Annotated in this window: 27 protein-coding genes and 1 pseudogene; 13 read left to right on the top strand and 15 right to left on the bottom strand. The window is 62.2% G+C overall.

All coding sequences use genetic code 11. The annotated features are described in order from the left end of the window. Nucleotides 1–189: 189 nt before the first annotated feature. Nucleotides 190–1,017 carry a class I SAM-dependent DNA methyltransferase gene (locus SJ05684_RS08655; RefSeq protein ID WP_034858329.1) on the bottom strand — a complete coding sequence of 276 codons (828 nt, stop codon included), beginning with the start codon at nt 1,015–1,017 and terminating at the stop codon, nt 190–192. Nucleotides 1,018–1,193: 176 nt separating this feature from the next. On the opposite strand from SJ05684_RS08655, the gene SJ05684_RS08650 reads away from it, so the two are divergent. Then, on the top strand, nt 1,194–1,919 hold the full coding sequence (locus tag SJ05684_RS08650; protein WP_034858327.1) for a DUF2270 domain-containing protein: 726 nt from the start codon (nt 1,194–1,196) through the stop codon (nt 1,917–1,919). 33 nt (nt 1,920–1,952) lie between these two features. Here the strand turns inward: SJ05684_RS08650 and SJ05684_RS08645 are convergent, their stop codons facing one another. The 4 genes from SJ05684_RS08645 to SJ05684_RS08630 all read right to left on the bottom strand — a co-directional run bounded on the left by SJ05684_RS08645 (nt 1,953) and on the right by SJ05684_RS08630 (nt 5,088). Beyond that, nucleotides 1,953–2,219, bottom strand: coding sequence for an usg protein (locus tag SJ05684_RS08645; RefSeq protein ID WP_034858326.1), 267 nt, complete (start codon nt 2,217–2,219; stop codon nt 1,953–1,955). Between the two features lie 290 nt (nt 2,220–2,509). Next, entirely contained in the window at nt 2,510–3,340 is an 831-nt protein-coding gene (locus tag SJ05684_RS08640) for an ABC transporter permease (protein ID WP_034858324.1), read from the bottom strand. After that, the gene (locus tag SJ05684_RS08635; protein ID WP_034858323.1) at nt 3,337–4,140 is read right to left on the bottom strand and encodes an ABC transporter permease; all 804 of its coding nucleotides are present in this window, start codon (nt 4,138–4,140) and stop codon (nt 3,337–3,339) included. The genes SJ05684_RS08640 and SJ05684_RS08635 overlap by 4 nt, the downstream gene beginning before the upstream one ends. A gap of 165 nt (nt 4,141–4,305) precedes the next feature. After that, nucleotides 4,306–5,088, bottom strand: a complete 783-nt coding sequence (locus tag SJ05684_RS08630) for an ABC transporter substrate-binding protein (RefSeq protein ID WP_034858321.1) — start codon at nt 5,086–5,088, stop codon at nt 4,306–4,308. A gap of 386 nt (nt 5,089–5,474) precedes the next feature. On the opposite strand from SJ05684_RS08630, the gene SJ05684_RS08625 reads away from it, so the two are divergent. Continuing rightward, the gene (locus tag SJ05684_RS08625) at nt 5,475–7,802 is read left to right on the top strand and encodes an OmpA family protein (protein WP_095694239.1); all 2,328 of its coding nucleotides are present in this window, start codon (nt 5,475–5,477) and stop codon (nt 7,800–7,802) included. 190 nt (nt 7,803–7,992) lie between these two features. Here SJ05684_RS08625 and SJ05684_RS08620 read toward each other — a convergent pair whose 3' ends face one another. Then, the gene (locus tag SJ05684_RS08620; protein WP_034858312.1) at nt 7,993–8,643 is read right to left on the bottom strand and encodes a glutathione S-transferase family protein; all 651 of its coding nucleotides are present in this window, start codon (nt 8,641–8,643) and stop codon (nt 7,993–7,995) included. 412 nt (nt 8,644–9,055) lie between these two features. On the opposite strand from SJ05684_RS08620, the gene SJ05684_RS30335 reads away from it, so the two are divergent. The 4 genes from SJ05684_RS30335 to SJ05684_RS08600 all read left to right on the top strand — a co-directional run bounded on the left by SJ05684_RS30335 (nt 9,056) and on the right by SJ05684_RS08600 (nt 12,882). After that, a complete protein-coding gene (locus SJ05684_RS30335) occupies nt 9,056–9,199 on the top strand; it encodes a hypothetical protein (RefSeq protein ID WP_244426712.1) in 144 nt (47 codons plus the stop codon). Between the two features lie 3 nt (nt 9,200–9,202). Continuing rightward, a complete protein-coding gene (locus tag SJ05684_RS30330) occupies nt 9,203–9,403 on the top strand; it encodes a hypothetical protein (RefSeq protein WP_244426711.1) in 201 nt (66 codons plus the stop codon). A gap of 248 nt (nt 9,404–9,651) precedes the next feature. Beyond that, on the top strand, nt 9,652–12,330 hold the full coding sequence (locus SJ05684_RS08605) for an ATP-binding protein (protein ID WP_034858306.1): 2,679 nt from the start codon (nt 9,652–9,654) through the stop codon (nt 12,328–12,330). Nucleotides 12,331–12,513: 183 nt separating this feature from the next. Then, complete coding sequence (locus tag SJ05684_RS08600; RefSeq protein ID WP_085939148.1) at nt 12,514–12,882, top strand: hypothetical protein; 369 nt, start codon at nt 12,514–12,516, stop codon at nt 12,880–12,882. Between the two features lie 125 nt (nt 12,883–13,007). Here the strand turns inward: SJ05684_RS08600 and SJ05684_RS29560 are convergent, their stop codons facing one another. After that, nucleotides 13,008–13,178 carry a hypothetical protein gene (locus tag SJ05684_RS29560; RefSeq protein WP_157212007.1) on the bottom strand — a complete coding sequence of 57 codons (171 nt, stop codon included), beginning with the start codon at nt 13,176–13,178 and terminating at the stop codon, nt 13,008–13,010. Between the two features lie 366 nt (nt 13,179–13,544). Here SJ05684_RS29560 and SJ05684_RS08590 point away from each other — a divergent pair, with 366 nt between their 5' ends. Both SJ05684_RS08590 and SJ05684_RS30325 read left to right on the top strand, forming a co-directional pair. Beyond that, nucleotides 13,545–13,901, top strand: coding sequence for a cupin domain-containing protein (locus SJ05684_RS08590; RefSeq protein ID WP_083846255.1), 357 nt, complete (start codon nt 13,545–13,547; stop codon nt 13,899–13,901). A 48-nt stretch (nt 13,902–13,949) separates the two neighbouring features. Beyond that, a pseudogene (locus SJ05684_RS30325) lies at nt 13,950–14,036 on the top strand (VOC family protein); the annotation flags it as partial. A gap of 182 nt (nt 14,037–14,218) precedes the next feature. Here SJ05684_RS30325 and SJ05684_RS08580 read toward each other — a convergent pair. Genes SJ05684_RS08580 through alr form a run of 3 tightly spaced genes read right to left on the bottom strand, consistent with a single transcriptional unit; the run spans nt 14,219 to nt 17,037 of the window. After that, nucleotides 14,219–14,599, bottom strand: a complete 381-nt coding sequence (locus SJ05684_RS08580; protein WP_034858299.1) for a Rid family detoxifying hydrolase — start codon at nt 14,597–14,599, stop codon at nt 14,219–14,221. Nucleotides 14,600–14,628: 29 nt separating this feature from the next. Next, on the bottom strand, nt 14,629–15,879 hold the full coding sequence (locus SJ05684_RS08575; RefSeq protein WP_034858296.1) for a D-amino acid dehydrogenase: 1,251 nt from the start codon (nt 15,877–15,879) through the stop codon (nt 14,629–14,631). Between the two features lie 24 nt (nt 15,880–15,903). Continuing rightward, nucleotides 15,904–17,037: an alanine racemase gene (gene alr / locus SJ05684_RS08570; RefSeq protein ID WP_034858294.1), complete on the bottom strand. Its 1,134-nt coding sequence runs from the start codon at nt 17,035–17,037 to the stop codon at nt 15,904–15,906. A gap of 124 nt (nt 17,038–17,161) precedes the next feature. Here alr and SJ05684_RS08565 point away from each other — a divergent pair, with 124 nt between their 5' ends. Then, on the top strand, nt 17,162–17,626 hold the full coding sequence (locus SJ05684_RS08565; protein WP_034858292.1) for an Lrp/AsnC family transcriptional regulator: 465 nt from the start codon (nt 17,162–17,164) through the stop codon (nt 17,624–17,626). A 127-nt stretch (nt 17,627–17,753) separates the two neighbouring features. Here the strand turns inward: SJ05684_RS08565 and mobB are convergent, their stop codons facing one another. The 3 genes from mobB to SJ05684_RS08550 are packed head-to-tail and all read right to left on the bottom strand — an operon-like array spanning nt 17,754 to nt 19,836. Beyond that, entirely contained in the window at nt 17,754–18,266 is a 513-nt protein-coding gene (gene mobB, locus SJ05684_RS08560) for a molybdopterin-guanine dinucleotide biosynthesis protein B (protein ID WP_034858291.1), read from the bottom strand. Then, nucleotides 18,263–18,916: a molybdenum cofactor guanylyltransferase MobA gene (mobA, locus tag SJ05684_RS08555; RefSeq protein WP_034858288.1), complete on the bottom strand. Its 654-nt coding sequence runs from the start codon at nt 18,914–18,916 to the stop codon at nt 18,263–18,265. The genes mobB and mobA overlap by 4 nt, the downstream gene beginning before the upstream one ends. Before the next feature lie 11 nt (nt 18,917–18,927). Continuing rightward, a complete protein-coding gene (locus tag SJ05684_RS08550; RefSeq protein WP_034858286.1) occupies nt 18,928–19,836 on the bottom strand; it encodes a DMT family transporter in 909 nt (302 codons plus the stop codon). A gap of 505 nt (nt 19,837–20,341) precedes the next feature. Here SJ05684_RS08550 and SJ05684_RS08545 point away from each other — a divergent pair. Then, entirely contained in the window at nt 20,342–22,888 is a 2,547-nt protein-coding gene (locus SJ05684_RS08545; RefSeq protein ID WP_034858284.1) for a methyl-accepting chemotaxis protein, read from the top strand. A 110-nt stretch (nt 22,889–22,998) separates the two neighbouring features. Here the strand turns inward: SJ05684_RS08545 and moaA are convergent, their stop codons facing one another. Then, a complete protein-coding gene (moaA, locus tag SJ05684_RS08540) occupies nt 22,999–23,988 on the bottom strand; it encodes a GTP 3',8-cyclase MoaA (protein WP_050980161.1) in 990 nt (329 codons plus the stop codon). 321 nt (nt 23,989–24,309) lie between these two features. Between moaA and SJ05684_RS08535 the strand changes: the two genes are divergently transcribed. Next, the gene (locus SJ05684_RS08535; protein ID WP_034858281.1) at nt 24,310–24,684 is read left to right on the top strand and encodes a gamma-butyrobetaine hydroxylase family protein; all 375 of its coding nucleotides are present in this window, start codon (nt 24,310–24,312) and stop codon (nt 24,682–24,684) included. On the opposite strand, the gene SJ05684_RS08530 is transcribed toward SJ05684_RS08535, so the two are convergent. Continuing rightward, entirely contained in the window at nt 24,685–25,188 is a 504-nt protein-coding gene (locus SJ05684_RS08530) for a MarR family winged helix-turn-helix transcriptional regulator (RefSeq protein WP_034858278.1), read from the bottom strand. A 45-nt stretch (nt 25,189–25,233) separates the two neighbouring features. Here SJ05684_RS08530 and SJ05684_RS08525 point away from each other — a divergent pair, with 45 nt between their 5' ends. Together SJ05684_RS08525 and SJ05684_RS08520 are read left to right on the top strand one after the other, a co-directional pair. Next, the gene (locus SJ05684_RS08525; RefSeq protein ID WP_034858275.1) at nt 25,234–26,148 is read left to right on the top strand and encodes an alpha/beta fold hydrolase; all 915 of its coding nucleotides are present in this window, start codon (nt 25,234–25,236) and stop codon (nt 26,146–26,148) included. Nucleotides 26,149–26,298: 150 nt separating this feature from the next. After that, nucleotides 26,299–26,907 carry a pyridoxamine 5'-phosphate oxidase family protein gene (locus SJ05684_RS08520; RefSeq protein ID WP_034858273.1) on the top strand — a complete coding sequence of 203 codons (609 nt, stop codon included), beginning with the start codon at nt 26,299–26,301 and terminating at the stop codon, nt 26,905–26,907. Nucleotides 26,908–26,970: the final 63 nt, after the last annotated feature.

Genomic DNA, 26,970 nt, shown 5'->3' with positions numbered 1-26,970 from the left:
CTCGATAAAAACAGCAGTGCTAAAGTGGTCGTTCGAAACACGGGCCCCATCTCCGTTATAAATTCGGCTGGACCCTAGCGGCGTATGGTTAATGCAGGCTAAACGCGAACCGAATTCACCAACTTGCGATTGTGCTTGGTGCTGGGCAAGCGCCGGCAGTGACTCTTGCGAGACGTCGTCGGGACGGGCTCAGGGCTTGAAGCGCGCGATGACTAGATGACCCGCGATCGGAGCGCCTTCTTCCATGCGAACGGTTATGTCGCCGACCTCGGCGATCTCGAATCCGGTCGCCGCGAGGCGGTCTCTCAGATAGGCCTCCGAATGGGCGAAGCGTTGATGCGGACCGACCATGTAGGAGCGGCCCGCGAAGTCTGTCTCAGGCAGAGTTTCGCTGGAAAAGATCAGCAGGCCACCTGGGACGAGATTGTCGACGGCGCCGAAGAAAAACGCTTCCAGCGCGCCCATATAGGGCAGGACATCCGTTGCGACGATCAGGTCGAACGGCTCGTCGTCATTGTCGTCGAGGAAATCGACGGCTTCGGCAACGTAAAGCGTCTCGTAGAGGTCCTTCTCATGGGCGATCTCGACCATGTTTTCCGAAAGGTCGACGCCGGTGATGTCCTCGGCCATGTCGCGCAAGGCGCCACCGGTGAGGCCGGTGCCGCAACCGAGATCGAGAACCCGCTTGAAGGGTGCAAGTTCGAGCGCCTGGATGCGCTGGCGAACGAGGAGGGGCACGCAATAGTCGAGCTGATCGACAAGGACATTGTCGAAGACATCCGCATGCTGGTCGAAGAGGGTCGCGACATAGGCATCCGGAGCCTTGACCGGCGTGTCGCCGCGCCCCATGGAGGCGAGCCGGACAGAGGCTCCTCCGTGATCCTCCGGGTCGAGATCCAGCACTTCCCGATAGGCGGCGGCCGCCGCGTCGAAGTCGCCGGCTTTTTCCAAAGCGAGGGCGCGGTTATAGGCTTCCGCCAAGGCTTCCTCGTCGATCTTCTTGCTCTTCTGCGTCATGGTCGCTTCTTACGACCGCGGGCCGGCTTTGGCAATTGCCTCAGCGGCCTGCGTAAACGATCAAGGGAACCTTTGACGGTCGGTCAGAAAATGACGAAGCGCAAGACTCCGGCATTTATCCGCGGCGGGAATGGAGTCATCATCAGCAAAACGATGATTTATCGGGAGGGATGCCGATGGCTTCTGAATTGAGCTCGCTGACATTGGAAACGGAGCTGCCGGAGGAAAAAGGTCCGCCGCTGCCGCAGTCGTCGCCGGAGACGATCAATACGATCATCCATTATTATCGCGGTGAGATGGGGCGGATGGCGGGTTGGCGGGACCGGATAGACCGCACTTCGAACTGGGCGATCACCGTCGTCGCGGCGATGCTTTCCGTTTCCCTGTCGACCCCCACGTCGCACCAGGGCGTACTGCTCTTTGCCATGCTGCTGATCAGCCTGCTGCTGTTGATCGAGGCGCGGCGCTATCGCTTCTTCGACGTTTACCGCGCGCGCGTGCGGCAACTCGAGCGCGGCTATTTCGCACAGGTCCTTGCGCCGGACGGCACGCCGAGCGCCAAGTGGTCGAGGTCGATCGCCGCGAGCCTGCGCAAGCCGATTTTCCTGATGAGCTACAAGGATGCGCTCTGCCGCCGGCTGCAGCGCAATTACTGCTGGATGTACTTGATCCTGCTCCTGGCCTGGGCCCTGAAAGTCTCATCGCCCAAAACGTCCATGGCCGGCGAATTCCTGGGCCCCGTGCGTTCCTGGAGCGACCTCGTCGAAAATACTGCCTTCGGTCCTTTGCCGGGCTGGATCGTACTGATCGCGGTTGCGCTCTTTTACGGTCTCATTCTCTATGGCTCGGTTCACCGGGAGGCGCGGGAGGGCGAACTGGCCCACGGCCAAGTGCATGTCTGACCGGATCGGTCGCAACGCACCGGCGCTGAACGCTCAGTGGAGAATGAATTCGCCTTTCAGCGCCCGCCACTCGCTGGCCGATATGAGCTTGCGGTGCACGTACCGTACCGAGTGCAAAGGCCCGTCCAGCTCTTCCTGCCAGAACTTGAGGAAGTTTCGCATCTCCGGAAAATCCGGCGCGATGTCGTAATGCTGCCAGATATAGGTCTGCAGGAGAGCCGGGTGATCGGGCAACCGATAAAGGATCTGGGCCGTCGTCAGGCCGTAACCCTTGAGCTGCAGTTCCATGTCGTTCGTCATCAAGGACCTCACTTCTCACAAAGGCTGGTCTCTATGATGGAGCGCTTGATTCCTTAATCAAGGCCTAATATTTGAACGAAATCCAAATTATAACGATATAACAAGGGGTTGGCAGCGTTCTTCGGCGAGTGCTGCTAGCGCATCGGCCCGAAAATCGGAAACGATTTTCGGAAAGCTCGATGCGCAGATTCAAAGAGTTATTGCGACCTTTGCGCGTCTGAAAAGACGCTCGGCGCTGTAAGGCCGTTCCGTGACGGTACGGTCCGTCACGGACGCGCTTCCGGCCCGTCTCAGCGTTTCAGATGCCGCGTCAGCCGGGCTTCGAGCCAAGCCCAGACGTTGCGCAGCAATTCCACCATGATGAGGTACAACGCTGCTGCCCAGATATACATCTGGAAGTCGAAGGTGCGCGAGTAGGCGCGCCGCGTCTCGCCCATCAGGTCGAAGACGGTGACGATCGCGACGATCGCCGAGCCCTTGATCATCAGGACGATCTCGTTGCCATAGGGGCGCAGGGCGACGATCATCGCCTGCGGCAGGATCACTTTCAAGAAGGCGACGCGCTGAGGCAGGCCGAGGGAGGCCGCGCCTTCGTGCTGGCCGCGCGGTACGCTCTGGATCGCGCCGCGCAGGATCTCGGCCTGATAGGCGGCGGTGTTCAGCGTGAAGGTGAAAAGCGCGCAGTTCCAGGCATCGCGGAAGAACCACCACAACCCGACGGTTTCGAGCTGTGGGCGGAAGCTGCCGAGGCCATAATAGACAAGGAAGAGCTGCGTGATCAGCGGCGTGCCTCGGAAGAAGTAGACATAGGCGTAGGCGAGCCAGGACCAGAGCTTGTTCTTCGACATGCGCCCGAGCGCCACGGGCAGCGACAGGATTGCTCCCAGCAGTATCGACGAGCCGACAAGCGCCAGCGTCACGCCGAGACCGGAAAGGAAGCTGGGGCCGTAGCGCTCGAATTTTTCCGGGTCCCAGCCATTCACGACGGTGAGGAAAATGCCGACGGCGACCGCCAGCCAGATGCCGAGCGTGACGCTGCCGAGGAAGCGGGAAAGAGTATAGGGTTTGGGTGGGGCAGGCGGCGGGGCCTGCGGCGGGATCATGGTCTCGGCAATGCTCATCGCGCCATCTCCGCTCGTTTGGTCCGGCGTTCGATCGCCGAGAAAGCGACCGACGAAAGCATCGCCAGGATCAGGAAGAGGATGCAGGCAAGGCCGAAGAACTCGAAGGCTTGCTTGGTGACGCGCGCCGCAATGCCGGTCTGGCGCAGGATGTCGGGCAGGCCAATGACCGAGACGAGTGCGGTATCCTTGAGCAGAGCCATCCAGAGATTGCCGAGGCCGGGAAGGGCGATTCGCACCAGCTGCGGCAGGACGACGAGCCGCATCGTGGCGCCGCGATGCAAGCCGAGCGCGTCCCCCGCCTCGTACTGCCCCTGGGGAATGGCCTTGAAGGCGGAGAACAGCACCTCCGAGCAATAGGCCGAAAAAACGACGCCGAGCGCAATCATGCCGGCGACGAAGGCGTTGATCTCGACCGGCCCTTCATAGCCAATGCCGGCAAGGAACTGCTGCACGAGAATCTGCAGGCCATAATAGACGATGAACAGGGTCAGAAGCTCGGGCAGGCCGCGGAAGATCGTCGTATAGATGTTGGCCGCAAGCCGCAGTGACCGCTCTTCCGACTGCTTGGCGAGTGCAATGAAGAAGCCGGCCGTCAAACCGACGGGCAGCGTGGCGATCGCCAGACTTGCGGTGACCAGAAAGCCATAGGCGATCTCATCTCCCCAGCCGGTATCGCCGCAGGCAAGCACTGTATCCGATCCGAAAAGGTTGAAGATGCCGACCGGACCGCAGAACGGATCGAGGATCGATATGATCCAGGCGAGACCGGAGTAGATGGCGGCAAACAGCCCGCTCATGCCGGTAGATTCCCCTTTATATTCTTATTGACGTCGATGACGCTTGTTCTTGTCTCTTCTTGTCAAACAAAAACGGCGGAAGGGCAAGCCGTCCGCCGTTGCATTTCCTTCATCAACCGAGCTTTTCCCGGCATGATCGCGCAATCTGGGTAGAGATCGTTACGATTAGCTGCCGTAGACGTCGAACGGGAAGTATTTCTCGTTTATTTCCTGATATTTCCCGTTGGCGCGAATGGCCTCGATCGCCTTGTTGAATTTTTCGCGCAGTTCGTCGTCGCCCTTGCGCAGGGCGATGCCGGCGCCTTCGCCGTTGATTACCGGGTCGACCGGCAGCGTGCCGAGCAGCTTGCAGCAGGCGCCGTCGTCGGTCTTCAGCCACTCGGAGATCACGACGACATCGTCGATGGCGGCATCGATGCGGCCGTTGGCGAGGTCGAGCTTGTACTCTTCCGCCGTCGGATAGAGCTTCAGGTCGGCACCCTTCATATGCGCTTCGGCATAGTTGGAATGGGTGGTGGAGCTCTGTGCGCCGAGCGTCTTACCGTCGAGCGCCGCTTCGGTGGCCTCGGTGATCGGCGAGTCCTTCGGCACCACGAGCGCCGGCGGCGTGTTGTAGTACTTGTTGGTGAAGTCGACTTTTTCCTTGCGTTCCTCGGTGATCGACATGGACGCGATGAACGCATCGTACTTCTTGGCGATCAGCGCCGGAATGGCGCCGTCCCACTCCTGTGTCACGAAGGTGCATTCGACCTTCATTTCTTCACAAAGCGCCTTGGCAATGTCGATATCGAAGCCCGTCAACGTGCCGTCAGCCTCGAGATTGTTGAAGGGCGGGTAGGCGCCTTCGGTGCCGATAACGACCTTTTCGCCCTCTGCCATGGCGGAGCCTGCCATGAATACGAGAACTGCAGCCGATGCGGCGGCTGCCAGCCGTCTGGAAATACGCATGATGATCCTCTCTGTTGGCCGGCACCCGGTTTTTTCTTGTGCGCGGATACCGAATAAGCCCGGGGCGAGTGCCACCGGTTGGCAGGATATTCGTACGGTTTTCCTGCAAAAATCAACAGGAAAGCGTCGGCGGGGCTTGGTTAGGGTGAATCGCCGCGTTCTGGGCCCCTGGGGTTGCAGGAGAGGATGAATGGCACGTTCAGGCCCGGTTAATGTGACCTCCGATAGGCCTTGAGCGGAACCGACCTGCGGCTATCGCGTTGCGAATGCGACAGTGCCGGCTGACATAAGGCCGGGACCGCGGATCAAGGCCCGTGCCGATGCGCTGCCAGCGAGCGGACGGGGCGCCGGTGCAAAAGGCGCCGGGACCAGGAGGAAGAAAGAGAATGTCAATTCGATCGAAACTTTTCGCAACGGTGGCCCTGCCAGTTTTCGCGGCGTCCGTCGCGGTCCAGCCGGTATTCGCCGACAGTTTGATGGCACCCTTCGAAGTGGCGCAGGAAGGCGGCGAGGAGTTGTCGCCGGAAGAGCTGCTGCTGCTGAAGCAGCGTGAGGAAGAACAGCGCCGCAAGGCCGAGGAAAAACAGCAGCGTGCCGCCGAGGAAGAACAGCGCCAGGCTGAGGAAGAGCAGCAGCGCGCGGCCGAGGAAGAGCAGCGCCGCCAGGCTGAGGAAAAACAGCAGCGCGCCGCCGAAGAGCAGCAGCGGCAAGCTGAGGAAGAACAGCAGCGCGCGGCTGAAGAGCAGAAGCGCCAGGCTGAGGAAGAACAGCAGCGCGCGGCCGAAGAAGAGCAGCGCAAGGCCGAGGAAGAACAGCAGCGGGCGGCCGAGGAAGAGCAGCGCCAGGCTGAGGAAGAACAGCAGCGCGCGGCCGAAGAAGAGCAGCGCAAGGCCGAGGAAGAACAGCAGCGCGCGGCCGAGGAAGAGCAGCGCCAGGCTGAGGAAGAACAGCAGCGCGCGGCTGAGGAAGAGCAGCGCCAGGCTGAGGAAGAACAGCAGCGCGCGGCCGAAGAAGAGCAGCGCCAGGCTGAGGAAGAGCAGCCGCGTGCCGCCGAGGAAGAGCAGCAGCGCCCGGCTGAGGAAGAACAGCAGCGCGCCGCCGAGGAAGAGCAGCGCCAGGCTGAGGAAGAACAGCAGCGCGCCGCCGAGGAAGAGCAGCAGCGCCAGGCTGAGGAAGAGCAGCCGCGTGCCGCCGAGGAAGAGCAGCAGCGCCAGGCTGAGGAAGAACAGCAGCGCGCCGCCGAGGAAAAGCAACGCCAGGCTGAAGAAGAAGAGACCGCGGAAGAGCCGTCTGCTGCAACCGAGGATGAGACAACCGCCGAGCAACCAGCAGCCGAAGAGCCGGCCGAGCAGACCGGCGAGGCCGAGCAGCAGCCGGTACCGGAAGGCGAAGAGCCTGCCACAGCGGAGCAGATGCAGGCTGAACAGCCCGAAGGCCAGCCCGCTCCGGAAGTCGTCGACGAGCGTACGATAGAAGAGAAGCAGAAGATCGCCGAGGATCCGGGCGCTACGGACGAAACCATCTTGCTCCCCGTCGAAGGTGGCGCGGCCGTGCTCGATAGCGACAAGGATGGCGACAATATGGGCGGCAACCGGGTACGCGAAATCCGGCGTCAGCAGCGTGGGGAAGTCCGAGCGCAGGAGGAGGCCGTGGAGCCGCCGACCGACGACGCAGCCGCGCAGTCGGAAATCCCGGCCGAGTTCACAGAAGGGCTGCCGCAGAAGATGGAGGCTGCGCTTAGCGAAGAGGGTGAACGCGTCGAGGAAGCCCCGGATTTCGTCGTTCCGGAGACCACCAACATTATCAACAACACCGTCGTCAACAACACGGTGATCAACAACACGACCAACAATGTCACCGAGGTGCGGATCGTGGAAGAGACCGAGAACCGCGTCATCCTCGAGGCCGGCGACCGCATCTTCGTTCGGGGCGACGACCGGCCGCGCCTGCGGCTCCACGCGGAAGAGACCTTCTACGAAGAGCTGCCGCGCGGTCGCTACCGCGAGACCATCGTGCGTCCGGACGGTTACCGGGTCGTCACCATCTACAACCGTTACGGCGATATCCTGCAGCGCACGCGCATCGACCGCAACGGCGATGAGTATGTGCTGATCTATGCGCCGGAATATGAAGAGCGCCGGCGCCCGGCGATCGTCGATGTGGGCTATGAGCTGCCGCCGATGCGGCTGACCATCCCAGTGGACGACTACATCGTCGATTACGCCGAACACCCGGATCGGGACTATTACGAGTTCCTGTCCGAACCGCCGGTCGAGCGTGTTGAGCGCGTTTACACGATGGACGAGGTCCGCCATTCGGCTCGCCTGCGCGACAAGGTCCGCCGCATCGATCTCGACACCATCACCTTTGCGACGGGCAGTGCCGAAGTTTCGATGTCGCAGGCAAAGACCTTGCGCACGGTGGCGGACGCTATGGCGAAGATCCTTGACCAGGACCCGGGTGAAACCTTCTTCATCGAGGGCCACACGGATGCGGTCGGCTCCGACCGCTCTAACCTGCTCCTGTCGGACCGGCGCGCCGATTCGGTCGCCACGCTGCTCTCCGAGGTCTACGGGATCCCGCCGGAAAACCTGGTGACGCAGGGCTATGGCGAACGTTTCCTCAAGATCCGCACACAGGAGGGGGAGCAGGAAAACCGTCGTGTCACCATCCGCCGCGTGACGCCGCTCGTGCGTCCGGTGGCGCAGCGATAGACTGGAAGTGAGCGGTACACCGTTTGCACCGCTCACCTCGGTCAACGGGAACGGGGCCGGGCGACCGGCCCCGATTTCTATGGCACAAGCGGCACTGGCGACAGAGTGGATGCGAAAAGGCTCCCGAGAGCATCCCGACGACCGGAAACGAGTCGGCGGATAAGACGATCGAGTCCCGCGCGGACCTTGGTCAGCCGGTCGATGCGGCGGTGAAAACCGCAAACTGAGCCTCGAAAGCACGCTTGAATGCGGGCCGCGCTTCGCCGCGGGCGACATAGGCGGAGAGGTTCGGATATTCGTCCAATATATTCGATCCCTTCAACCTGAGCAGCACCGATACCATCAGAAGGTCGCCGGCGCTGAACGCACCATCGAGCCAGTCCGCATCGCCAAGGCGAGTGGAAAGGCCGCCCAATCGTTTCCGGATGCTGTCCTCGAGGACATGCAGGCGCTGCTCGTACCACGGCTCGTCGCGCTCGAGGATCTTGGCAAGGTCGCGGTCGAAGATCGGCGGCTCCACGGTGTTGAGGGCCGCAAACATCCACGTGATCGCGCGCGCCCGGGCTTTCGTATCGCTTGGCAGCAGGCCTGCATGGCGCTCCGCGATATGGAGCACGATCGACCCCGACTCGAACAGGACGAGATCACCTTCTTCATAGGTCGGAATCTGCCCGAAAGGATGAAGCGCGAGATGCCCGGGCTCCTTCAGCGCTTTGAAAGATAGAAGACGAACGTCGTAAGATTGGCCCACTTCTTCGAGCGCCCAGCGAACGCGCATGTCGCGCGCCAGCCCCTTGCCGCGATCGGGCGACCGTACAAATGCGGTAATGGTAGGGGTCATTGGAAGACTCCAGTTGATTTTCAGTTTTTGCTTAGCATTCAGAGGACGCAGGACCGTCACTCCTTCCGACAACCGACCTCGACGGGGGATTGCTCCGCTATTCCTAGTACGAAGAAGACATCGCGCCCGATCTCGCCATGAGCGACGATCAGTTCGTGAGGGGCATAAGTGCGAACAATCCAATGTTTGGACAAAGCATCGACGGCTCCTCTCTCCAGCCTCGAAAGAAAAGCAGGCGAACGCGTCATGGCCCTCGTTTCCGTTCGGCCGAATCTACTTCCATCGGCCTTTGCTGCAAAAGGAAATACAGCCAGTGCCGGGCCTGTGCGAATTCCCGCAGCGGAGCCAGCGACGGCTCCCATCCTTTGCGCACCAGTTCACTTCGAACCGGTCGATCGGGGAGGAAAACATCGTGTGCAGGTATACAGTCCTTGCTGCGCTTTGCATGACCGCAGGTGCCGCCAGTGCCGGCGAACTCGACGCCCTGCAAGGAGGGAGCGTCTATCTCGGCGCATTCGGCGGCGTCGTCTATTACACGGAAGAGGAGGACGGCTAACGGGTGGTAACCACCATCGCCGAGGGTGAGGCGGGAGTGCCCGTGCGCTTCGAGGCGACGCTCGGTGAGGGGCAGAGCCTTGTGATTTCGGTTCCGGGCCGGCTGCACGAGCCCGGTAGGGCTCTCGAAATCTCACGTGCCGGTGGCAGGCTCCTCGTGACGGGGATCGATAGTGCCCCCAAACTCGTTCGAGCTGGCCCGTGAACGTGCCCGGTCCACTCGTCCCTGCGAAGGTCAAGACAAAGTTTATAAGCGCTCCTGCGCGTTCTGGTTTCAGCGCAACCCTATAGCAACCTTGCAAGAGATAATTCGGCGTTAGTCATTGAGTAGAAAAGGAAAACTGAAGTAAAGCAAGAAAAACCAAAGTCATTTGGTGAGAAAGACTTTTGATTTAAACAAACATCGTCGTGCAAATCTGACTTTGTTTGCTATACTCTCGAGGAGGTTCCGCGATGCTGCTCGATCGAGAGGGTCCACTCGAATTTTTGCTGACCGCGATGCGGAGCGCTGCGGCCGGACACGGCAGCATTGTGCTGCTCGAAGGCGAGTCCGGGATCGGCAAGACCTCTCTCCTGCACGAGTTCGAGAAGCATGCGGACGAGGGTTGCCGCCTGCTTTGGGGCTGGTGCGAGGCGCTGTTGACACCCTGTCCGCTCGGACCTTTGCAGGATATGGCGCAACTGCTCGACCCGCGACTGGCGGCGCTGCTCGATCAGGCGGCTCCACCGGAGCGGCTCTTCCCGGCACTGTTGAATGCGCTCCAGCGCGCCGGTGACACGGTCGTACTCATTTTCGAGGACGTGCACTGGGCCGATAACGCGACGCTCGACCTGGTGAAGTATCTCGGCCGTCGTATTTCCCTCCTTCCGGCGGTGCTGGTGCTCAGTCTGCGTACCGATGAAATCGGCGCCGAGCATCCCTTGACGCATGTGCTCGGCGATCTTCCGTCCGCGTCGGTCACGCGGATAACGCTTGAACCGCTGTCTCCCGAAGCGGTGGCGGTATTGGCGGGGCAGGCGGGACGCCGCGCCGCCGATCTCTATAGGGTTACGGAGGGCAATCCATTCTTCGTCACCGAGCTTCTGGCAAGCGGCGAGTCCGAGGCGGGACGGGTACCGCACTCCGTGCGCGATGCGGTCTGGTCGCGCCTGTCCCGCCTGACAGCCGGTGAACGCAAAATGCTCGAGGTGATCAGCATAGTGCCGGGCGGCGTGGAGCCGTGGCTGATGCGGGCTCTGCTCGGTGTCGAGGCCGATACTTTGGCTGACGAATGTGTGGCGCGCGGATTATTGCGGCGAGACAATCATGGCACCGTCATGTTTCGGCATGAACTCGCCCGGCAGGCGACACTCGACCGTCTGCCTCCGAGCCTCCAAAGATCGCTCCATGCAGAGGTGGAGGCGGCGATATCGCAACTGCTCACCGAGCAGGCGCCTGCCCTGCTTTCGCGCCAGGTCCACCACGCCGCTGGGGCCGACGACGCGGCGCGCGTTCTCGAACTGGCGCCGCAAGCAGCGGCTCATGCGGCCCGGCTGGGCGCCCACCGGGAGGCGGCCTCGCATCTGGCGACGGCTCTCAGATATGTCGAGCAAGCGACAGCGGAGCAGGCCGCGCAGCTTTATGAGGGCTGGGCCTACGAGGCGGGGCTGGCGCTGCTCGTCCATGAACCCGTGATAGAGGCTCATCAGCGCGCCATCGCTATCTGGCGCGAACTCGGGCGCACCGACAAGATCGGTCCCAATCTGTGCAGGCTGTCGCGGCTGCACTGGCGCAGCGGCGAGGGCCAGGCGGCGGAGGACTGCGCAGACGAGGCGGTGCGCGAAATGGAACACCTGCCGCCCGGCCCGGAGCTGGCCATGGCCTACAGCACCCACTCCCAGCTTCATATGCTGCACTATCGTTTCGACGAAGCAATCGACTGGGGTCAGCGCGCGATCGCACTCGCCGACCAGTTGGGTGAGATCGAGACGCGCGTCCACGCTTTAAACAATGTCGGCACCGCGCTCCTTTTCGCTGACCGTCCGGGCGGCCGCGAGCGGCTGGAGGAAAGCCTATCGTTGGCGCTCGAACACGGTTTTCACGACCATGCGGTGCGAGCCTACACCAACTTCGCGGAATGCGCGGTCGTGACCAAGGACTTTGTCCTGGCTGAACGCCTGCTGTCGGAAGGCATCGCATTCGCCAACAGGCACGATCTCGATTCGGCGACGCAGTACCTGCTTGGCCGGCAGGCGCAGCTTCGCATGGAGCAGGGCCGCTTTCGCGAGGCCGAGACAATCGCGGAGGGTGTCATGAATCTGGAGCGCCTGCCGATGGTCATGCATCTGCCGGCGCTGACCGTGCTTGGAAAGGTGCGCGTGCGACTGGGCGCGCCCGGCGGCAAGACGCCTCTCCGGCATGCCCTGCAAGAGGGATTGGCGACTGGCGAGGCCCAGCGGATCGTGCCAGTCCGCCTGGGGCTGGTCGAAGCGGCCTGGCTTCACGAAGACCACTCTGCCGGCCAGGCGCAGCTGATTGCTCTCGCGGCGATGGATCTCGATAATTTCCGTAGCTGGGACTTCGGCGAGTTGGCTGTCTGGTGGCGGCGATGCGGAATGGCCATGCCGTTGCCGTCGCCGAAGACGCAGGTTCCTTTCCCGTATTCCGTCGAACTTGGCGGCGATCCGCTGGCGGCGGCAACGGAATGGGAGCGCCTGGGGCTTCCCTATGAAGCGGCGCTTGCGCTGATGCAGGTTCGCGGGCCCGATGCCGGGCCGGCACTGGCTCGGGCCGTGACGATGTTGGAGTCGTTGGAGGCGCGACCCGCAGTTGTGCTCGCGCGAAAGCAGGCGCAGCGCTTGGGAGTTATACGCCAGTTGCCGAAAACTCGCAGAGGGCCCTACGGGGCCGCCCGCCGTCACCCGCTCGGTTTGACGCCGCACGAACAACAGGTGCTCGCCTTGATCGCGGCCGGCATGAGCAACAAGGAAGCCGCGCAGCGTTTGTCGCGCTCCCCGCGCACGATCGAGCATCAGGTTTCCGCCGTGCTCAGCAAGTTCAACGCCGCCAACCGCATGGAGGTCCTGCTGCGCCTGCGCGGCGAGCCATGGCTCCTGCCAGCCGATGAGACGCTACGCGCCGTCGAAAGTTAATTCAAGGTGCTGCCGCGACCTTCGAGGGTTGGAAAGACGCAAGGCTCGCGAATTCTGGGGGACCGATCGCCGGAAAAATGGGTGACCGCACCGATGTGCTCGAACGGCTCCGCGCCTAGGCTGAAATCGGCAACAGGGGATGGGACTGTTCAGACAATCGACGGCTTGCGGAGGAAAGAAGCGATGACCAGACGTTTTACCGTATTTGCAATGGCCTTGCTCGCCATGACGGGTACCGCTGCGGCGTCGGAACTGGCGCCGGGTAATGGCCATAGCATTCATCTGGGCCACTTCAATGGTGCGGTGTACTACACGGTCGAGAACGATGGATACCGGGTGGTCACGACCTTGGCTTCCGGAGCAGAAGCGCAGCCGATCCGCTTCGTGTCCACACTAGGGCCGGGCGAGCGGGTGATGATCTCCGTACCTCGCGCCCTCAGTCAGCCGTCTGTCGATTTCGAAATCATACGCGATGGCGAAGTCCTGCTCGTGCAGGGGCCTCTCGCCACTCTGATCGACAGCATGGCGACCAGTGCCATATACAAGGAATGACGGATCCTCCTGGCCGGCCCTGGATCGTCGGGGCGGCAGACATGCTTGCAGCAGCGGGCGCGCGGGTTCTGCGCGCGCTGGTGGAAGCATGGCGCTGCAAGCGGTGTTGAGGCAAGGCAATGCGTTCATTGCAGCATCTGGTCCTGCTTGCTCTCGTCGCCCATGGCCTCGCGGTCGCTTCCGGGGGATATTCGCGGAAGTCCGCGGCCGCCGACAAGTTTTACCGGATCGTCGACGGCAAGGTCGATGCGCGGACCTATAACGGCTATCGGCGTGATCAGGCCGGCTGCATTCATTGCCACGGCCCCGACGGAGTCGGCTCGACCTTCGCGTCCTCTCTCGTTGCCCGGCCTTGTGATAAAGAGACGTTCAGCGGGTCGTTCGCAACGGCCAGAGCAGTAGCGGGACCTCGGTCATCAAAGGCTTTGCTAGCGATCCCAATTTTGCGCCCTATATCGACGACATTTACGCCTATCTGCAAGCTCGTGCCGATGGCGCTCTCGGCCGCGGACGGCCGGAAAGGGCGGCGCCGTAGAGCTTTCCCGGCAATCGCAACGGATACGGCGGACCGCTCGATTGAGCCGATTACGCCAATCGGTTCGCATTGCACAAGTTCACCTTTGTCGATACGTCTTGGGTAACAAGGACAGAGGGATATCTGGATGAAGTCGATCAATATTTCTGAAAAGCTGGCGCTCTTCTCAAGTCATTGGGACCCGCACGTCGTGTCCGACTACAACGATAACGATGTCATGGTCGTGAAGTTCAAAGGCGAGTACCCATTTCACAAGCATGACACTACGGACGACTTCTTCTACGTCCTCGAAGGCGAAATGATCATGGATATCGAAGGGCGGCCTTCTCAGGTGGTCAGAGCTGGTGAGCTTTTTGTGGTTCCGAAAGGCATTGTACATCGTCCCCGAGCAGAGGAAGAGGTCAAGGTTCTGCTGATAGAACCAAAGGGTGAGCCCAATTCGGGTGACTCCGACCGAGAACCCGCGCCAAAACCACGCATCTAAGGCAAAATGAACGGCAGAGTAATCCGCAAAACCGACTTGCCGAGCCTCCCTTGCCGCCATGCAGAGTATGCAGCCTTCGTCATTGGTCCGGACGGGCACAACATCGAAGTGGTTTGCCACGAACCCGAGGCCTAACCCTTCCATCGAGGGGAACCGGAAAGCTCGACCCAAATCGCGACGTCATCGATTACCTGAAGTCGATCTGTTCCGTGCTATCAGTAGTGTGACGGTCATCGCAGTGATTGTCCTGTCGATTGAATATTTGCCGGCGTCGCGATTGTCCTTCCTGCCCGCTTTCAGCGGGTCGCCGCCCATTGCTATGCCAGCGCAATCACCGCTTCAATTTCCACCAGCGCCCCCTTCGGCAGTGCGCTGACCTGGTAGCAGGCGCGAGCGGGAAAGGGCGTCTGGAAAAATGTCGCATACTCATTGTTGATGTCAGCGAATTTGGAAAGGTCCGTCAGCAGCACGGTCGTCTTGACGGTCCTCTCGATTCCCGATCCCGCCGCTTTGGCGATGGCGGCGATGTTCTTGAGGCATTGCCTTGCCTGCTCCACAGGATCATTGGAAACGAACTCTCCGGTTGCCGGATCGATCGGGAGCTGACCCGAGACGAAGAGCAGATCACCTACCTTTATTGCCTGGGAAAAGGGGCCAATGGCGCCCGGTGCTTCAGCGGTTGCAATCGCTTCGATCATAAATACCTCCAAATTTGGTTTTCTGGGGATCAGCTGTAGCGGGCGATTGCGAGATCGGCCGCATCGATTTCCGGCTTCCGGCCGCTGACCAGGTCACTGATGAGCCGCGCCGACCCGCAGCTCATCGTCCAGCCCAGCGTGCCATGGCCGGTATTGAGGAAGAGACCGGCGATCCTTGTGGGCCCGATGACCGGCGTCCCGTCCGGCGTCATCGGCCTCAGGCCAGACCAGAACGATGCCTTCCGCACATCACCCCCTGGGAACAGATCGGTTACCGAATGTTCGAGTGTCTGTCGCCGGGCGCCGCAAAGGTCATTTGTGTAGCCCGAAATCTCCGCCATGCCGCCGACCCGGATGCGGTCGCCGAGCCTGGTGATGGCGATCTTGTAGGTCTCGTCCATGACGGTCGATTCCGGTGCACGCGATGGATCGGTGATCGGAATCGTCAGCGAATAGCCCTTCACGGGATAAACCGGCAGTTTGATGCCGAGCGGCTTCAGGAGAAGCGGCGAATAGCTGCCGAGAGCGACGACGACCGCATCGGCGTTCAGCCACCCACCATCGGTGGCAACCCCGCGCACCCGGCTGCCCTCCACGCGCAGGCCCTTGATCTGCGTGCCATAGGCAAAGCGGACGCCAAGCTCTGCGGCCTTCGCGGCGAGCGTGTTGGTGAACTTGAAGCAGTCGCCGGTCTCGTCCTTCGGTGTCAGCAGTCCGCCGACGATCTTTTCGCGGACATGCTTCAGTGCGGGCTCGACCAGAATGCAGCCATTCCGGTCGAGCACCTCGTAAGGAATGCCGTCGGCCGCCAGCGCCTTGACGTCCTTTGCCGAGGCGTCGAGCTGCTGCTGCGTCCGGAAAAGCTGGAGGGTGCCCTGCATGCGCTCGTCATAGGCGATGCCGGTTTCAGCCCGCACTTCCGCGAGAGATGTCCGGCTGTAATCGGCCAGACGCAGCATCCGGCTCTTGTTGACCGCGTAGCGCTCCGCCGTACAATTTCTCAGCATCTGGAACATCCAGGCAAGCATTGCGCGATCGAGTTTGGGGCGCAAGATCAACGGCGCGTGGTCCATGAACAGCCATTTGAGCGCCTTTGCCGGTATCCCGGGCGCTGCCCAGGGCGAGCAATAGCCGAAGGAGACTTCGCCGGCATTGGCGAAGCTGGTTTCGAGAGCGGGACCCTCTTGGCGGTCGACGACGGTGACCTCGTGTCCGGCCTTGGCAAGCTGGTAGGCGCTGGTCACGCCGACCACGCCGGCGCCGAGTACGATGACTTTCATGGTTTCCCTCGATAGGAGCTTTGCTCAGCGATATCGGCGTTCGTAGCGACGGCCGAGGCTGGTCAGGATTTCGTAGGAAATCGTGCCGGCGGCTTCCGCCACGTCTTCCAGTGTCTGATGCGGGCCGAGAACCTCGACGAGGCTGCCAAGCGAAAGCGCGCCTTCGGGCAGCGCCGTGACATCCACCGTGATACTGTCCATCGAAACCCGGCCGACGATCGGCAGGCGAACGCCGTCGTAAAAGACGGCGCCGCGATCGCTCATACTGCGCGGAAGGCCGTCGGCGTAACCGGCTGCGATCGTGGCGAGCCTGGCCTCGGTAGTCGTCACGTACGCGCCGCCGTAGCCAACAGGCGTTCCGGCGGGAACCGCCCTTGTCTGGATAACGGCCACATCGAGCCGCACGACCGCTTCCATGGGATTGGATCTGCCCGCCGTGGGTGCGCCACCGAAAAGGGCTATGCCCGGTCGGGCCAGGACGCCGTGATAGTCGCCGCCGAGGAAAACGCCCCCCGAATTGGCGAGGCAGACATCCAGGTCTGGAAACGCGGCGGCGATACGGCGCATCTCCGCGAGCTGATCGGTATTCTGCCTGTTGTCCGCCTCGTCGGCGCAGGCGAGATGGCTCATGATGAAGAGGATTTCGATGTTCCCGCAGCCCTTGAGTTCGGCTGCGAGCGCAGTTCGTTCCTGCGGCGGGAGGCCCAGACGCGACATGCCGGTGTCGAACTGCAAGACAGCGCGAAGGACGCGCCCGAGCTTTTGCGCCGTCGACGACCATCGCCGGAATTGATCGATGGAGTTGAGCACCGGAATGGCGCCGGCGTCGGCGCATCTCACCTCTGTCCCGGGCTGCAATCCGTTAAGCACGAAGAGTTGCGTGTCGTCCGGCAGGCGCGGTTTGAGCTCGATCGCCTCCGTTAGGTGCGCAACGAAGAAATGCCGGCAACCTTGTGCATACAGGGCTTTGGACACGTACTCGGCACCGAGGCCGTAGGCGTTCGCCTTGACAACGGCCGCGGCCGTTGCGGGTGCGACGGCCGTGGAAAGCTTCTGATAGTTCCGACGCAAGGCGGCAAGATCAATGCTCAGATAGCCGGAAGCCCCCGTGTCAGCGTCAGCTAGTCGATCCTGAGCATGAAAAGTGAACTGGCCCATGTGCAACCTCTCGTCTGCACGGGAACATATTGAAATTTTCGTTGAATTTCCTCACTAGCGTTGATCATGTATTTCAATTTATGATGATTGTTCGAACAAACTTCGAAGAATTGGAAGTTCCTGCATGTCCGCAATCGATGCGATCGACCGTAACATCCTGCGCCTGCTGCGGATCGACGCCCGCATGAGCAATGCTCGCCTGGCCGCGGAAATCGGCCTGTCGCCTTCTGCTTGTTTGCGGCGGATAAAACTGCTCGAGGAAGCCGGCGTCATCCGCGGCTATACGGCATTGGTGGACAGCGGGAGCTCCGAAGACACGATCGCGGTGATCATCAACATCACGCTCGAACGGCAGACGGAGGAACATCTCGACCGTTTCGAAGCCGCCGTGCGAAAGCATCCGGAAATCCGCGAGTGCTTTCTGATGACCGGCGGATCAGACTATCTCTTAAGGGTGGAAGTGGCAGGCGCGGGTGAGTTCGAGCGAATCCACAAGGAAATACTCTCGACGCTGCCAGGTGTGCTGAGAATTCATTCGAGCTTCTCAATCCGCAACGTTCTGGCCACGCGGAGCAAGAAGCGGCGTTGAAGTCGATTTGTCGCGACGCCTTGGAGCGCCGCGCGTCTTTTCAGACGCGCAAAGGTCGCTGCAACTTTTTGAATCTGCGCATCGAGCTTTCGAAAATCGGTTCCGATTCTCGGGCCGATGCGCTAGGTCAGCCGCGCAGTCCGGTCGTGCGCTCGATGAAATCGGCAATTGCCACCGTGTCGTCGAGGTCGAAAACGGGCAGGGGGCTGTCGGCGACGGGGTGATCGGCGGCGATGGCGATGATGTGCGGATCCGTTGGCGCCAGCGGCTCGTGATTGGTCGAACTCAGCCGGCGGGCCTCGATCTTCGGAATCGGTTCGCGCTTGTAGCCCTCGATCAGGACGAGATCGCAGGGGGCAAGCCGCGACAGGATTTCTTCAAAGCCCGGCTCCGGCGCGCCGCGCAATTCATGCATGATGGCAAAGCGGGTCGAGGAGACGATCGTCACCTCATGCGCCCCCGCCTCCCGATGCCGGTAGCTGTCGGTGCCGACCTTGTCGATGTCGAAGTCGTGGTGTGCGTGCTTGACGGTCGACACCCGATAGCCGCGTCGGGTCATTTCGCCGACGAGACGGACCATCAGGCCGGTTTTGCCCGAATTCTTCCAGCCGGCGATGCCGAATATTATGGGTGCATTCATTGCGCGGGATCCTTGATGTGCGCCAGCCATGCTTCCGCTTCCTCGAGTTGCTGCGGCGTGTTGATGTTGAAGAACGGGTCAAGCGGTCCTGCCTGGGTAGCGACCGGTGCGAAATCCACCGCTACCGAAGGATGGCGCGCTATGAAGGCGCGAACGCGCCCCTTCTCGTCGATGCGGATCCAGGCGTCGAGGTCGTCGGCAAGCCCGATGGGCCAGAGGGCGAAGAGCGGATGCATCTCGTCGTACGACCAGGCAACGGCAATCTCGCCGTCAGACGTGACCGCATCCTGGAGTTTCGCCGCCAGCGTGCCCGGAAAGAAGGGCGTGTCGATCGGCACGGTCAGTACGTGACTCGCGTCCGGCGCGGCCTTTGCGGCGTGGCGCATTGCCGTGAGTACCCCGGCAAGCGGGCCGACGAAGCCCGGGATCGTGTCGGCGAGAACGGCCGTATCGCTTGGCAGCAGGATACCCGGTCCGGTGTTGAGGTTGACGGCGATGCTGGCGACCTGCGGCCTCAGCCGGTCGATGACATGGGCGAGCATGGTGCGGCCGCCGAGGGTAACGGTCGCCTTCGGCGTTCCCATACGCGTGGAGCGGCCGCCGGCCAAGACGACGGCGGGCGGGCGAGCAATGGAAGCATCTTCGGCCATCGAAGCGTTCCCTATTCCAGCGGGCTCGTGACGGCGCGCTGAGCGACGGCGGGGCGTCCGCGCAGGCTTTCGCGATAGAAGGTATAGAGACCCGAGCCGACGATAACGGCAACGCCCGCCAGCATCCAGCGGTCCGGCGTCTCGGCAAAGAAAGCGATGCCGATCGTGATCGACCAGAGAAGCCCCGTGTAGCGGAACGGCGCGATAACGGAGATATCGCCCTCGCGCATGGCAAGCACAATCGTCTGGTAGCCGAGCATCAACAGCACGCTGGCCCCGACGATATGAGTGAAGGAGGTCGCCGACACCGGCTGCCAGCCGCCGAGCGGAACGATGAGCGCCGCCCCGACCAGCGTCGTGACGAAGGCGGTGGTGACGGTGATGAAGAGCGAGGGTACTTCGGTTCCGATCCGGCGCGTGCAGAGATCGCGCGTCGCCGTTACGAAGACGCAGGCGACGACCGTCAGCGCCGCAGGGGTAAAACCTTCCGGCCCCGGTCGCAACACGATCAGGACGCCAATAAAACCGGTCGCGATCGCCAGCCAGCGGCGCCATCCGACCGGCTGGCCGAGGAAAAGGGCGGCGCCGAGCGTCACCGCCAGTGGCAGCGCCTGCATGATCGCCGATGCATTGGCCAGCGGTATGAGGCCGAGCGCCGAGATATAGGTCACCGATGCCAACGCTTCCATGGCGATGCGCAGCAGGATCACCGGCCGGAGAATCGTGCGGATCGGGCGCAGCGCGCCGAAGTGGTAGGCGATCGCCAGGGCCATCAGGGTGGTCAGCAGGCCGCGCACGAACATGATCTGGCCGGTATTCATCGCGCCGGTCACCGACTTGATCAATGCGTCGTTACAGGAGAAAGCGGCCATGGCCAGGCACATGAAGATGATGCCGCGGAAATTGGCTGAGGGGTGCATTGCGTAAGACCTTCGGCTGGGGTGCGGGTGCCCGGCGGGACTGGGCGAATCCATCGGCTGCGGCTGCCCGACTGCCTAGCTTTGAATGCCATTTCTTACAAACTCAAGCCTGCCTTTGCGCGGGATCACCCTTCAAATGCACCAAATCGTTTCGTGCCACTACAACGCCGCGCGTTTTTTCAGACGCGCAAAGATCGCTGTAGCTCTTTGAATCTGCGCATCGGCGCGACAATCGGGTCCGATTTTCGGGCCGATGCGCTCGCGCGATACATTCGCGGAATCTTAATTTTCGCCGCCTATCGTCCGGACGATTCCGCAATCCATCGCATGATGCGATCGGTGGGCGACGGTCGGAAAGCCGACCATACCGTGCTGCACTGGGGCCTGGGAGGTGTTCCCGGCGGCAGCCCGTGCCCTCGGCGGCACCATGCATCCGAGCAAAGCATGGTGCTGCGCATGCCAGCCGCGCGGAGATGTCTCTTAATAATGAGAACTGGGGTCCGCAATGTCTGTCATCGATCGCCTTCTGCAGCGCCTGCGCATCGTTACGAAAGTCCTACTTTTCGTCATACCGCTTGTGGCGCTGATCGCCGGGATCGGCCTCGTCGGCTTCTACACCGCTCGCACGCTCAACGGGCACATGACGGTCACGCGTGAAACGATCAACAATCTTTCGGACTTCCAGGCACTCAGAAGCGCCCTGCAGGCTTTCGTTGACAATCCGAGTGCGGAGGGGCGCGACGCGCTTGTGGGTGCGATCGATGAGCAGGAGGCGGGCGTCGGGGCGCTCGAAGGCTTGCTGACGCAGGATGCCGACAAGGCTCAGATAGCCTCGGTCGTGGACCTCGGCGGGCAGATGCGCGCCCAGACGGATAAGCTCTGGGCGGTCGAAGTCGAGCGGGACCGGGTGACGGAATCGCTGGAAGCCGCGCTCGCCGACATGACCAAAAACGGCAATAACGCCTACAAGCAGATCGATATCCTACGTTCGCAATCGGACGAGAAGGAGGCCTTTGCAAAGGCATTGCTGTTCGATGCGGCGGCCTATCAAGGCCTAGCCGAGCGGATCAAGAAATTCCGCCTGCCGGTGACGATGGCGGTCAATCCGGATGCCAAGATCGAGCAGGCGATGAAGCTGCTGCCGCATCTGATGAAGCAGATTGGCCAATCGGAAAGGATTGCCTCCGAGAAGGTCAAGAAGCCGCTCGGCGAGCTCAAGGTGCTGGCCGAGAAGGTTCAGGCAGTTCTTGCCGGGCCGGAAGAAAATGATAAGAAGAAGAACGCGCTCGTGCCCATCCTCAGCAAGTTCTCGAAATACGAGGCCGACTTCGCCAAGGCGGGGGCAGCCAACTCCGAAACAGCCGCCAAGCGCTTCGTCAGCATGGACGGTGACATCGCAAGCCTGAAGACGTTGATCGACCTGATGGGCGAGACGTTTCAGGGGCTGGACCGCACCCGTCTTCACATCAGCGAGTTGCACCGCAAGCTGGAGGCGGCGAAGCGCGACCTCGTCGTCGCCGACCTCGAGGCGGTCCGTCAAACGGCCGATAAGCTGTCGGAGCTCGGTGCAAAGAACGCAACCTTGCGTGATCTGCCGGCAAAGCTCGGTCCGTCGCTCGACAATATCGACAAGGGCACCGCGGCGCTGATCGATGTCGGCGTGCGCTGGCAGGCGGCCAAGAGTGAGGCGGCGGCCCTCGTTGCCGATGCCAGCAGCACGCTGGAAAGCTTCGTCAGCCGTGCCCAGGAAGCCGGCAAGCAGGACAGCCAGCGTTCGGCAACCGTCTCGATCATCGCGATGGTCGCCGGAACGCTGCTGGCGATCATTGGCGGGCTGATGCTCGTCGAGACGCTGCGCGGCCCGTTGAAGCGCGTCACCGAGACGATGACGCGGCTTGCCAATGGCGACCTCGAAGTGGCGATCGAAGGGCGTAACCGCGGCGACGAAATCGGCGACATGGTTCGCTCCGTCGCCGTGTTCCGCGACAATGCGCTTGAGAATGTCCGCCTCGGGCGCGAGGCCGAGGCGGCGCGGACGCTATCTGCCCGGGAAGAGGCTCTCCGCTCAGAGGAGCGCGCGCGCGTCGAAGCCGAGCAGATGCAGGCGCTGAATGCGCTTTCCGACGTGCTATCGCAGCTTGCCGCCGGCAATCTCGAGGAAGGCATGGCGGAGGACCTGCCGGCGGACTACGTGATCATGGCGCGCACCTACAACAACGCCGTCGAAGCCTTGCGCGCGACGCTGATGGATGTCCGTCTCGTCACGGAAGAGATCACCGGCGGGACCGGCAACCTCTCGGCCTCGGCCGACGATCTTGCCCGCCGCACCGAACAGCAGGCCGCAGCCCTCGAGGAAAGCTCGCGGGCGCTGCGGCAGCTCACGGAAATCGTCCGCACCACGGCCGAGAGCGCCCGGCAGACGACCGTCTCCGTCGACGAGACGAATTCCTATGCACAGCATTCCGGCGAAGTCGTCGCCAAGGCGATCGATGCCATGGCGGCGATCAATCGTTCCTCGGAAAAAATCGGAACGATCATCGGGGTGATCGACGAAATTGCGTTCCAGACCAACCTGCTGGCATTGAACGCGGGCGTCGAGGCGGCGCGTGCGGGCGAAGCGGGCCGCGGCTTCGCCGTCGTGGCGCAGGAGGTCCGGGAGCTCGCCCAGCGTTGCGCGAGTGCGGCACGCGAGATCAAGGAGCTGATTTCCGCGAGCTCCGTCCAGGTGCGCAGCGGCGTCGAATTGGTTCAGGAAACCGGCAGCGCACTGTCCGTCATCAACGATCACATTGCGACGATCCACGGCCTCGTCAGCAATATCGAGGCAGCCGCCGCCGACCAATATCGCGGGCTCAACGAGGTCAATACCGCGGTACACGAGGTCGAACTGATAACGCAGCAGAACGCGGCGATGGTCGAGGAGAACACGGCCGAAATCCACGGCCTGCGTCGCCAGGTGGAAGTGCTCAACGAAAAGATCGAGCGCTTCAAGACGGGGACGAGCAATGTGTCCCATGGCGACGGGCGGCATGGCACGACCTACGCAGCGTAGCTGAGCCTTGATTTGCCCCTCACCCTAACCCTCTCCCCGCAGGCGGGGAGAGGGGGTAGCAATATCGGTGGGAAGGAAGGTACCGGCAGGCGGATGAGGTACAACCGACGTCACCCGCCGGTGACGCTCATATGCCGTGCGACGGCCGGGCGGTTGTGCTCGCGGTCAATGATGAAATCGTGGCCCTTCGGTTTGCGGCCGATCGCCTCGTCGATGACCTTCGACAGGTAGGCGTCGTCGTCGGTGGCCCGCAGCGCGGCGCGCAGGTCCGCGGCGTCGTTCTGGCCGAGGCACATATAGAGCGTGCCGGTGCAGGTGAGCCGCACACGATTGCAGCTTTCGCAGAAATTGTGGGTGAGGGGTGTGATCAGGCCGAGCCGGCCGCCGGTCTCCTGCACCTTCACGTAACGGGCCGGGCCACCGGTGCGGTAGGGTACATCCTCCAACGTGAATTGCGTCTCCAGCCGCTCGCGCATCTCGGAAAGCGGCAGGTAATGATCGGTGCGGTCCTCGTCGACCTCGCCCATCGGCATGGTCTCGATCAGCGTCAGGTCCATGCCGCGCCCGTGCGCCCAGCGCATCAGTTCCGGGATCTCGGCGTCGTTGAAGCCCTTCAGCGCCACCGTATTGATCTTGACCTTGAGGCCTGCGGCCTGCGCGGCATCGATGCCTTCCACTACTTTCGCCAGTTCACCCCAGCGCGTGATCCGCCGGAACTTGCCGGCATCGAGAGTATCGAGCGAGACATTGATGCGGCGGACACCGTGATCGGCGAGCTCGGCCGCATGTTTCGCCAGTTGCGAGCCGTTCGTCGTCAGCGTCAATTCGTCGAGCCGGCCGGCCTCGATCTCTCTGCCGAGTTCGCGGACAAGAAACATGATGTTCTTGCGCACCAGCGGCTCGCCGCCGGTGAGCCGCAGCTTGCGCACGCCCTTGGCGATGAAGGCCGAACAGAGCCGGTGAAGCTCCTCGAGCGTCAAGAGGTCCTTTTTCGGCAGGAACGTCATATGTTCCGCCATGCAATAGGTGCAGCGGAAGTCGCAGCGGTCGGTGACGGAGACCCGCAGATAGGTGATCGCGCGGCCGAAGGGGTCGATCATCGGGGCGGTTACGTCGTCGAGCGGTTGCGCGCTGGCGCGCTCTATTCTGGCCGTGTTCAATTCTTTTCTCCCGGAGCCCCCAATGTCGTGAGCAAAAGGGGTCGCGTCAAGGCGGTGGCTGCGCCAAACTCTTTCAAATTCCAGGGACAGCAATCCCCGAAAGATTTCCGTCCGTTCAATTCTGCTTTACTACTGCATGTTTCCCGGAGTCCTAGCCGATGTTCGGAAACGTGCAGCAATTTAGCTACAGCGACCTTTGCGCGTCTGATAAGACGGCGCTGTAGAGCTTTCCTAGCAGAGGACGAGCAGGGAGTAAGGACGATGAGCGACCACTGGCCGACCGAATTGCGCATATCAAAGGACCGCCACCGGCTGACGGTGACATTCGACGACGGGGCCTCCTTCGATCTTTCGGCTGAATTGCTACGCGTGCTTTCGCCCTCGGCCGAAGTGCAGGGGCATGGGCCTGGCCAGCGCGTGACCGTGCCCGGCAAGCGCAATGTGCAAATCATTTCGGTGCAGCCGACAGGGAACTACGCGGTGCGGATCGGCTTCGACGATTTCCACGACACCGGCATCTACACCTGGTCCTATCTGCGTGAGTTGGGCGAGCGAGGCGACGCGCTATTCGGGGCTTACGAGCAGGAGCTTGCCGAAAAGGGCATGTCGCGCGACCAGACCGAGAAGCCGCGCTGATCAGGCGTTACTGCCGGGCTCTGCCAGCGCGCTGTCCTCGTTGAGCAGGAGGGCAATTATCCGTTCCATCGATTCTGCGACCCTGATGCAGTCCTCGATCGGGGCCCCGCGGTGCGAATCGTCGATGAGCGCCGTCTGAATCTCCATCGCCGCTTCCGTCAGTGTCCGTCCGGCTGGCGTCAGGGATAGGCGCAACACGCGCCTGTCCCTGGCGTCGCCGCGGCGTTCGATGAGGCCCCGCTTCTGCAATTGCGGAAGCAGCATGCTCATGTTGGATCGCCCAACCAGCAGCTTGCGGGCGAGCTCCTGCTGGCTGATGCCGTCGAAACGATAGAGGTTCACCAGGATGTCGAGATGCGGCGGCTTGACGTCGAGATGGGCCAGCCGGCGCGTCAGCGTCTGCTGCATCAACTGGCACGCGCGCGCCACGGCGATCCAGCTGCGAAAGCGCGGATGGTCCCAGGGAAAGTGAGCGCGTTCGGTCGTCGCTTGCTTTTTGTTCATCGTTGTACAAATATGTTCAGTGTTGAACGTTTGCGGGGTTTCACTATGGCATCCTTTGCGACCAAGGTCATCCGCCTCTCGTTGAAGGCCGTTTCCGCGGTCTCGCCGGAAAAGGCGGGGAAGATCGCCTTCCGGATATTCTGCCGCACACCGGGCCGCAAGCCGAAGAACGGCAAGGAGAAGGCGCTGTTGATGGCCGCATCGCCGGTCATGGCGCTCTCGCGGAGCGTCACGCTGTCGATCGCGGGCGGCTGGGTCGTCGCGCACCATTTCGGGCGCCCGGCAGGCAGCCGGGGTCCGCGTGTTCTGCTCGTGCATGGCTGGGGATCGCGGAGCGACTATCTCGCAACCTTGATCGACGGCCTGCTTTTCGCCGGCGTGGAAGTGGTGGCCCTCGATTGGCCGGGACACGGCGCCTCGCCCGGTCGCGCGCTGACCATGATCCAGGCGGTGAGGGCGGTCGATGCGGCCTGGCGTCACTTCGACGGTTTCGATGCAGCCATCGGCCATTCCTTCGGCGGAGCCGCGCTTGCCTGCGCCGCGGGAGCGGTAGTGTGCGACGTGCCGCCACACGTACCGGAAAAGCTGGTGCTGATCGGCGCCCCAAGCGAAATGAACTGGCTCGTCAAAGGCTTCGGCCGGATGCTGGCCCTTGCACCGGCCGCGCAGGCGGCCTTCGAATGCATGATCGAACGGCTCTCCGGACGCCGGATCGAAGGCTTCGATGGTGCCAGGATCCTCGGCGCACTGAGGGTGCCGACGCTGGTCGTTCACGCCGAAGACGACAAGGAGGTCCCCGCCTATCACGCCCGCCGTTATGGCGATGCGGGGCCGAGTGTCGACCTGCATTGGGCCAACGGCCTCGGCCATCGCCGCATCCTATCGGCTGAGCCGGTGATCGACAGGGTGACGGCATTTCTCGATGAGGAGAACGAAGTGCATCTCGGCCTGATCGCCTAAGGCTCGGCCAAAAGGACCCGATTTTCGGAAAGCACAATTCGCGGATTCACAGATCCAAAGGGTCCTAAAGGACGCATGGCGCCTTAGTGCGGTCATCCGTCTATCATGCTATGCCAATTGCCGAACCATAAGGGAACGGCGGAGGGAGACATGACGATCGTCAGGACGGCGGAGGAACTGAGGGCACTCTACGGCGAAAGCAGCGAGGCATCGATCGTCAAGGTGACGTCGGCACTCACCGCCGAATACCGGCAGATGATCGAGGCGTCGCCCTTTGCCGCACTGGCGACGGTCGGGCCGGACGGGCTCGATTGCTCGCCGCGCGGCGACGATCGATCCGTCGTTCGCGTCGCAGACGACAGGACCCTGCTGATGCCCGACTGGCGCGGCAACAACCGCATCGATTCCCTTGCGAATATCGTCCGCGATCCGCGGGTGGCGCTGCTGTTTCTCGTTCCGGGTTCGGACACAACCATGCGCATCAACGGCACGGCCGTCGTAAGCGTTGACCCCGAGCTGACGAAATCATTCGAAGTCGACGGCAAGCACCCGCGCAGCGTCGTCGTCGTGACGATCGGCGAGGTCTATTTCCAATGCGCCCGGGCGCTGTTGCGCTCGCAACTGTGGAATCCGGAACGCTTCGCCGATCCCAAGTCGCTGCCGACGCCCGGCGCCCTTCTCAAAGCGGCCAAGGCCGATTTCGACAAGGAGGCCTATGATCGCGAATGGCCCGGTCGTGCGGTGAAGACCATGTGGTAGCCACCACCAGGTGATGCGATAGGCAAGTTTGAGATCGTATTCTCCCGCAACACACTTGGCGAA

This window comes from Sinorhizobium sojae CCBAU 05684 (assembly GCF_002288525.1).
Lineage (GTDB): Bacteria > Pseudomonadota > Alphaproteobacteria > Rhizobiales > Rhizobiaceae > Sinorhizobium > Sinorhizobium sojae.
Note: the sequence above shows the minus strand (reverse complement) of the source record. Positions and strands in the feature narration are given on the sequence as shown.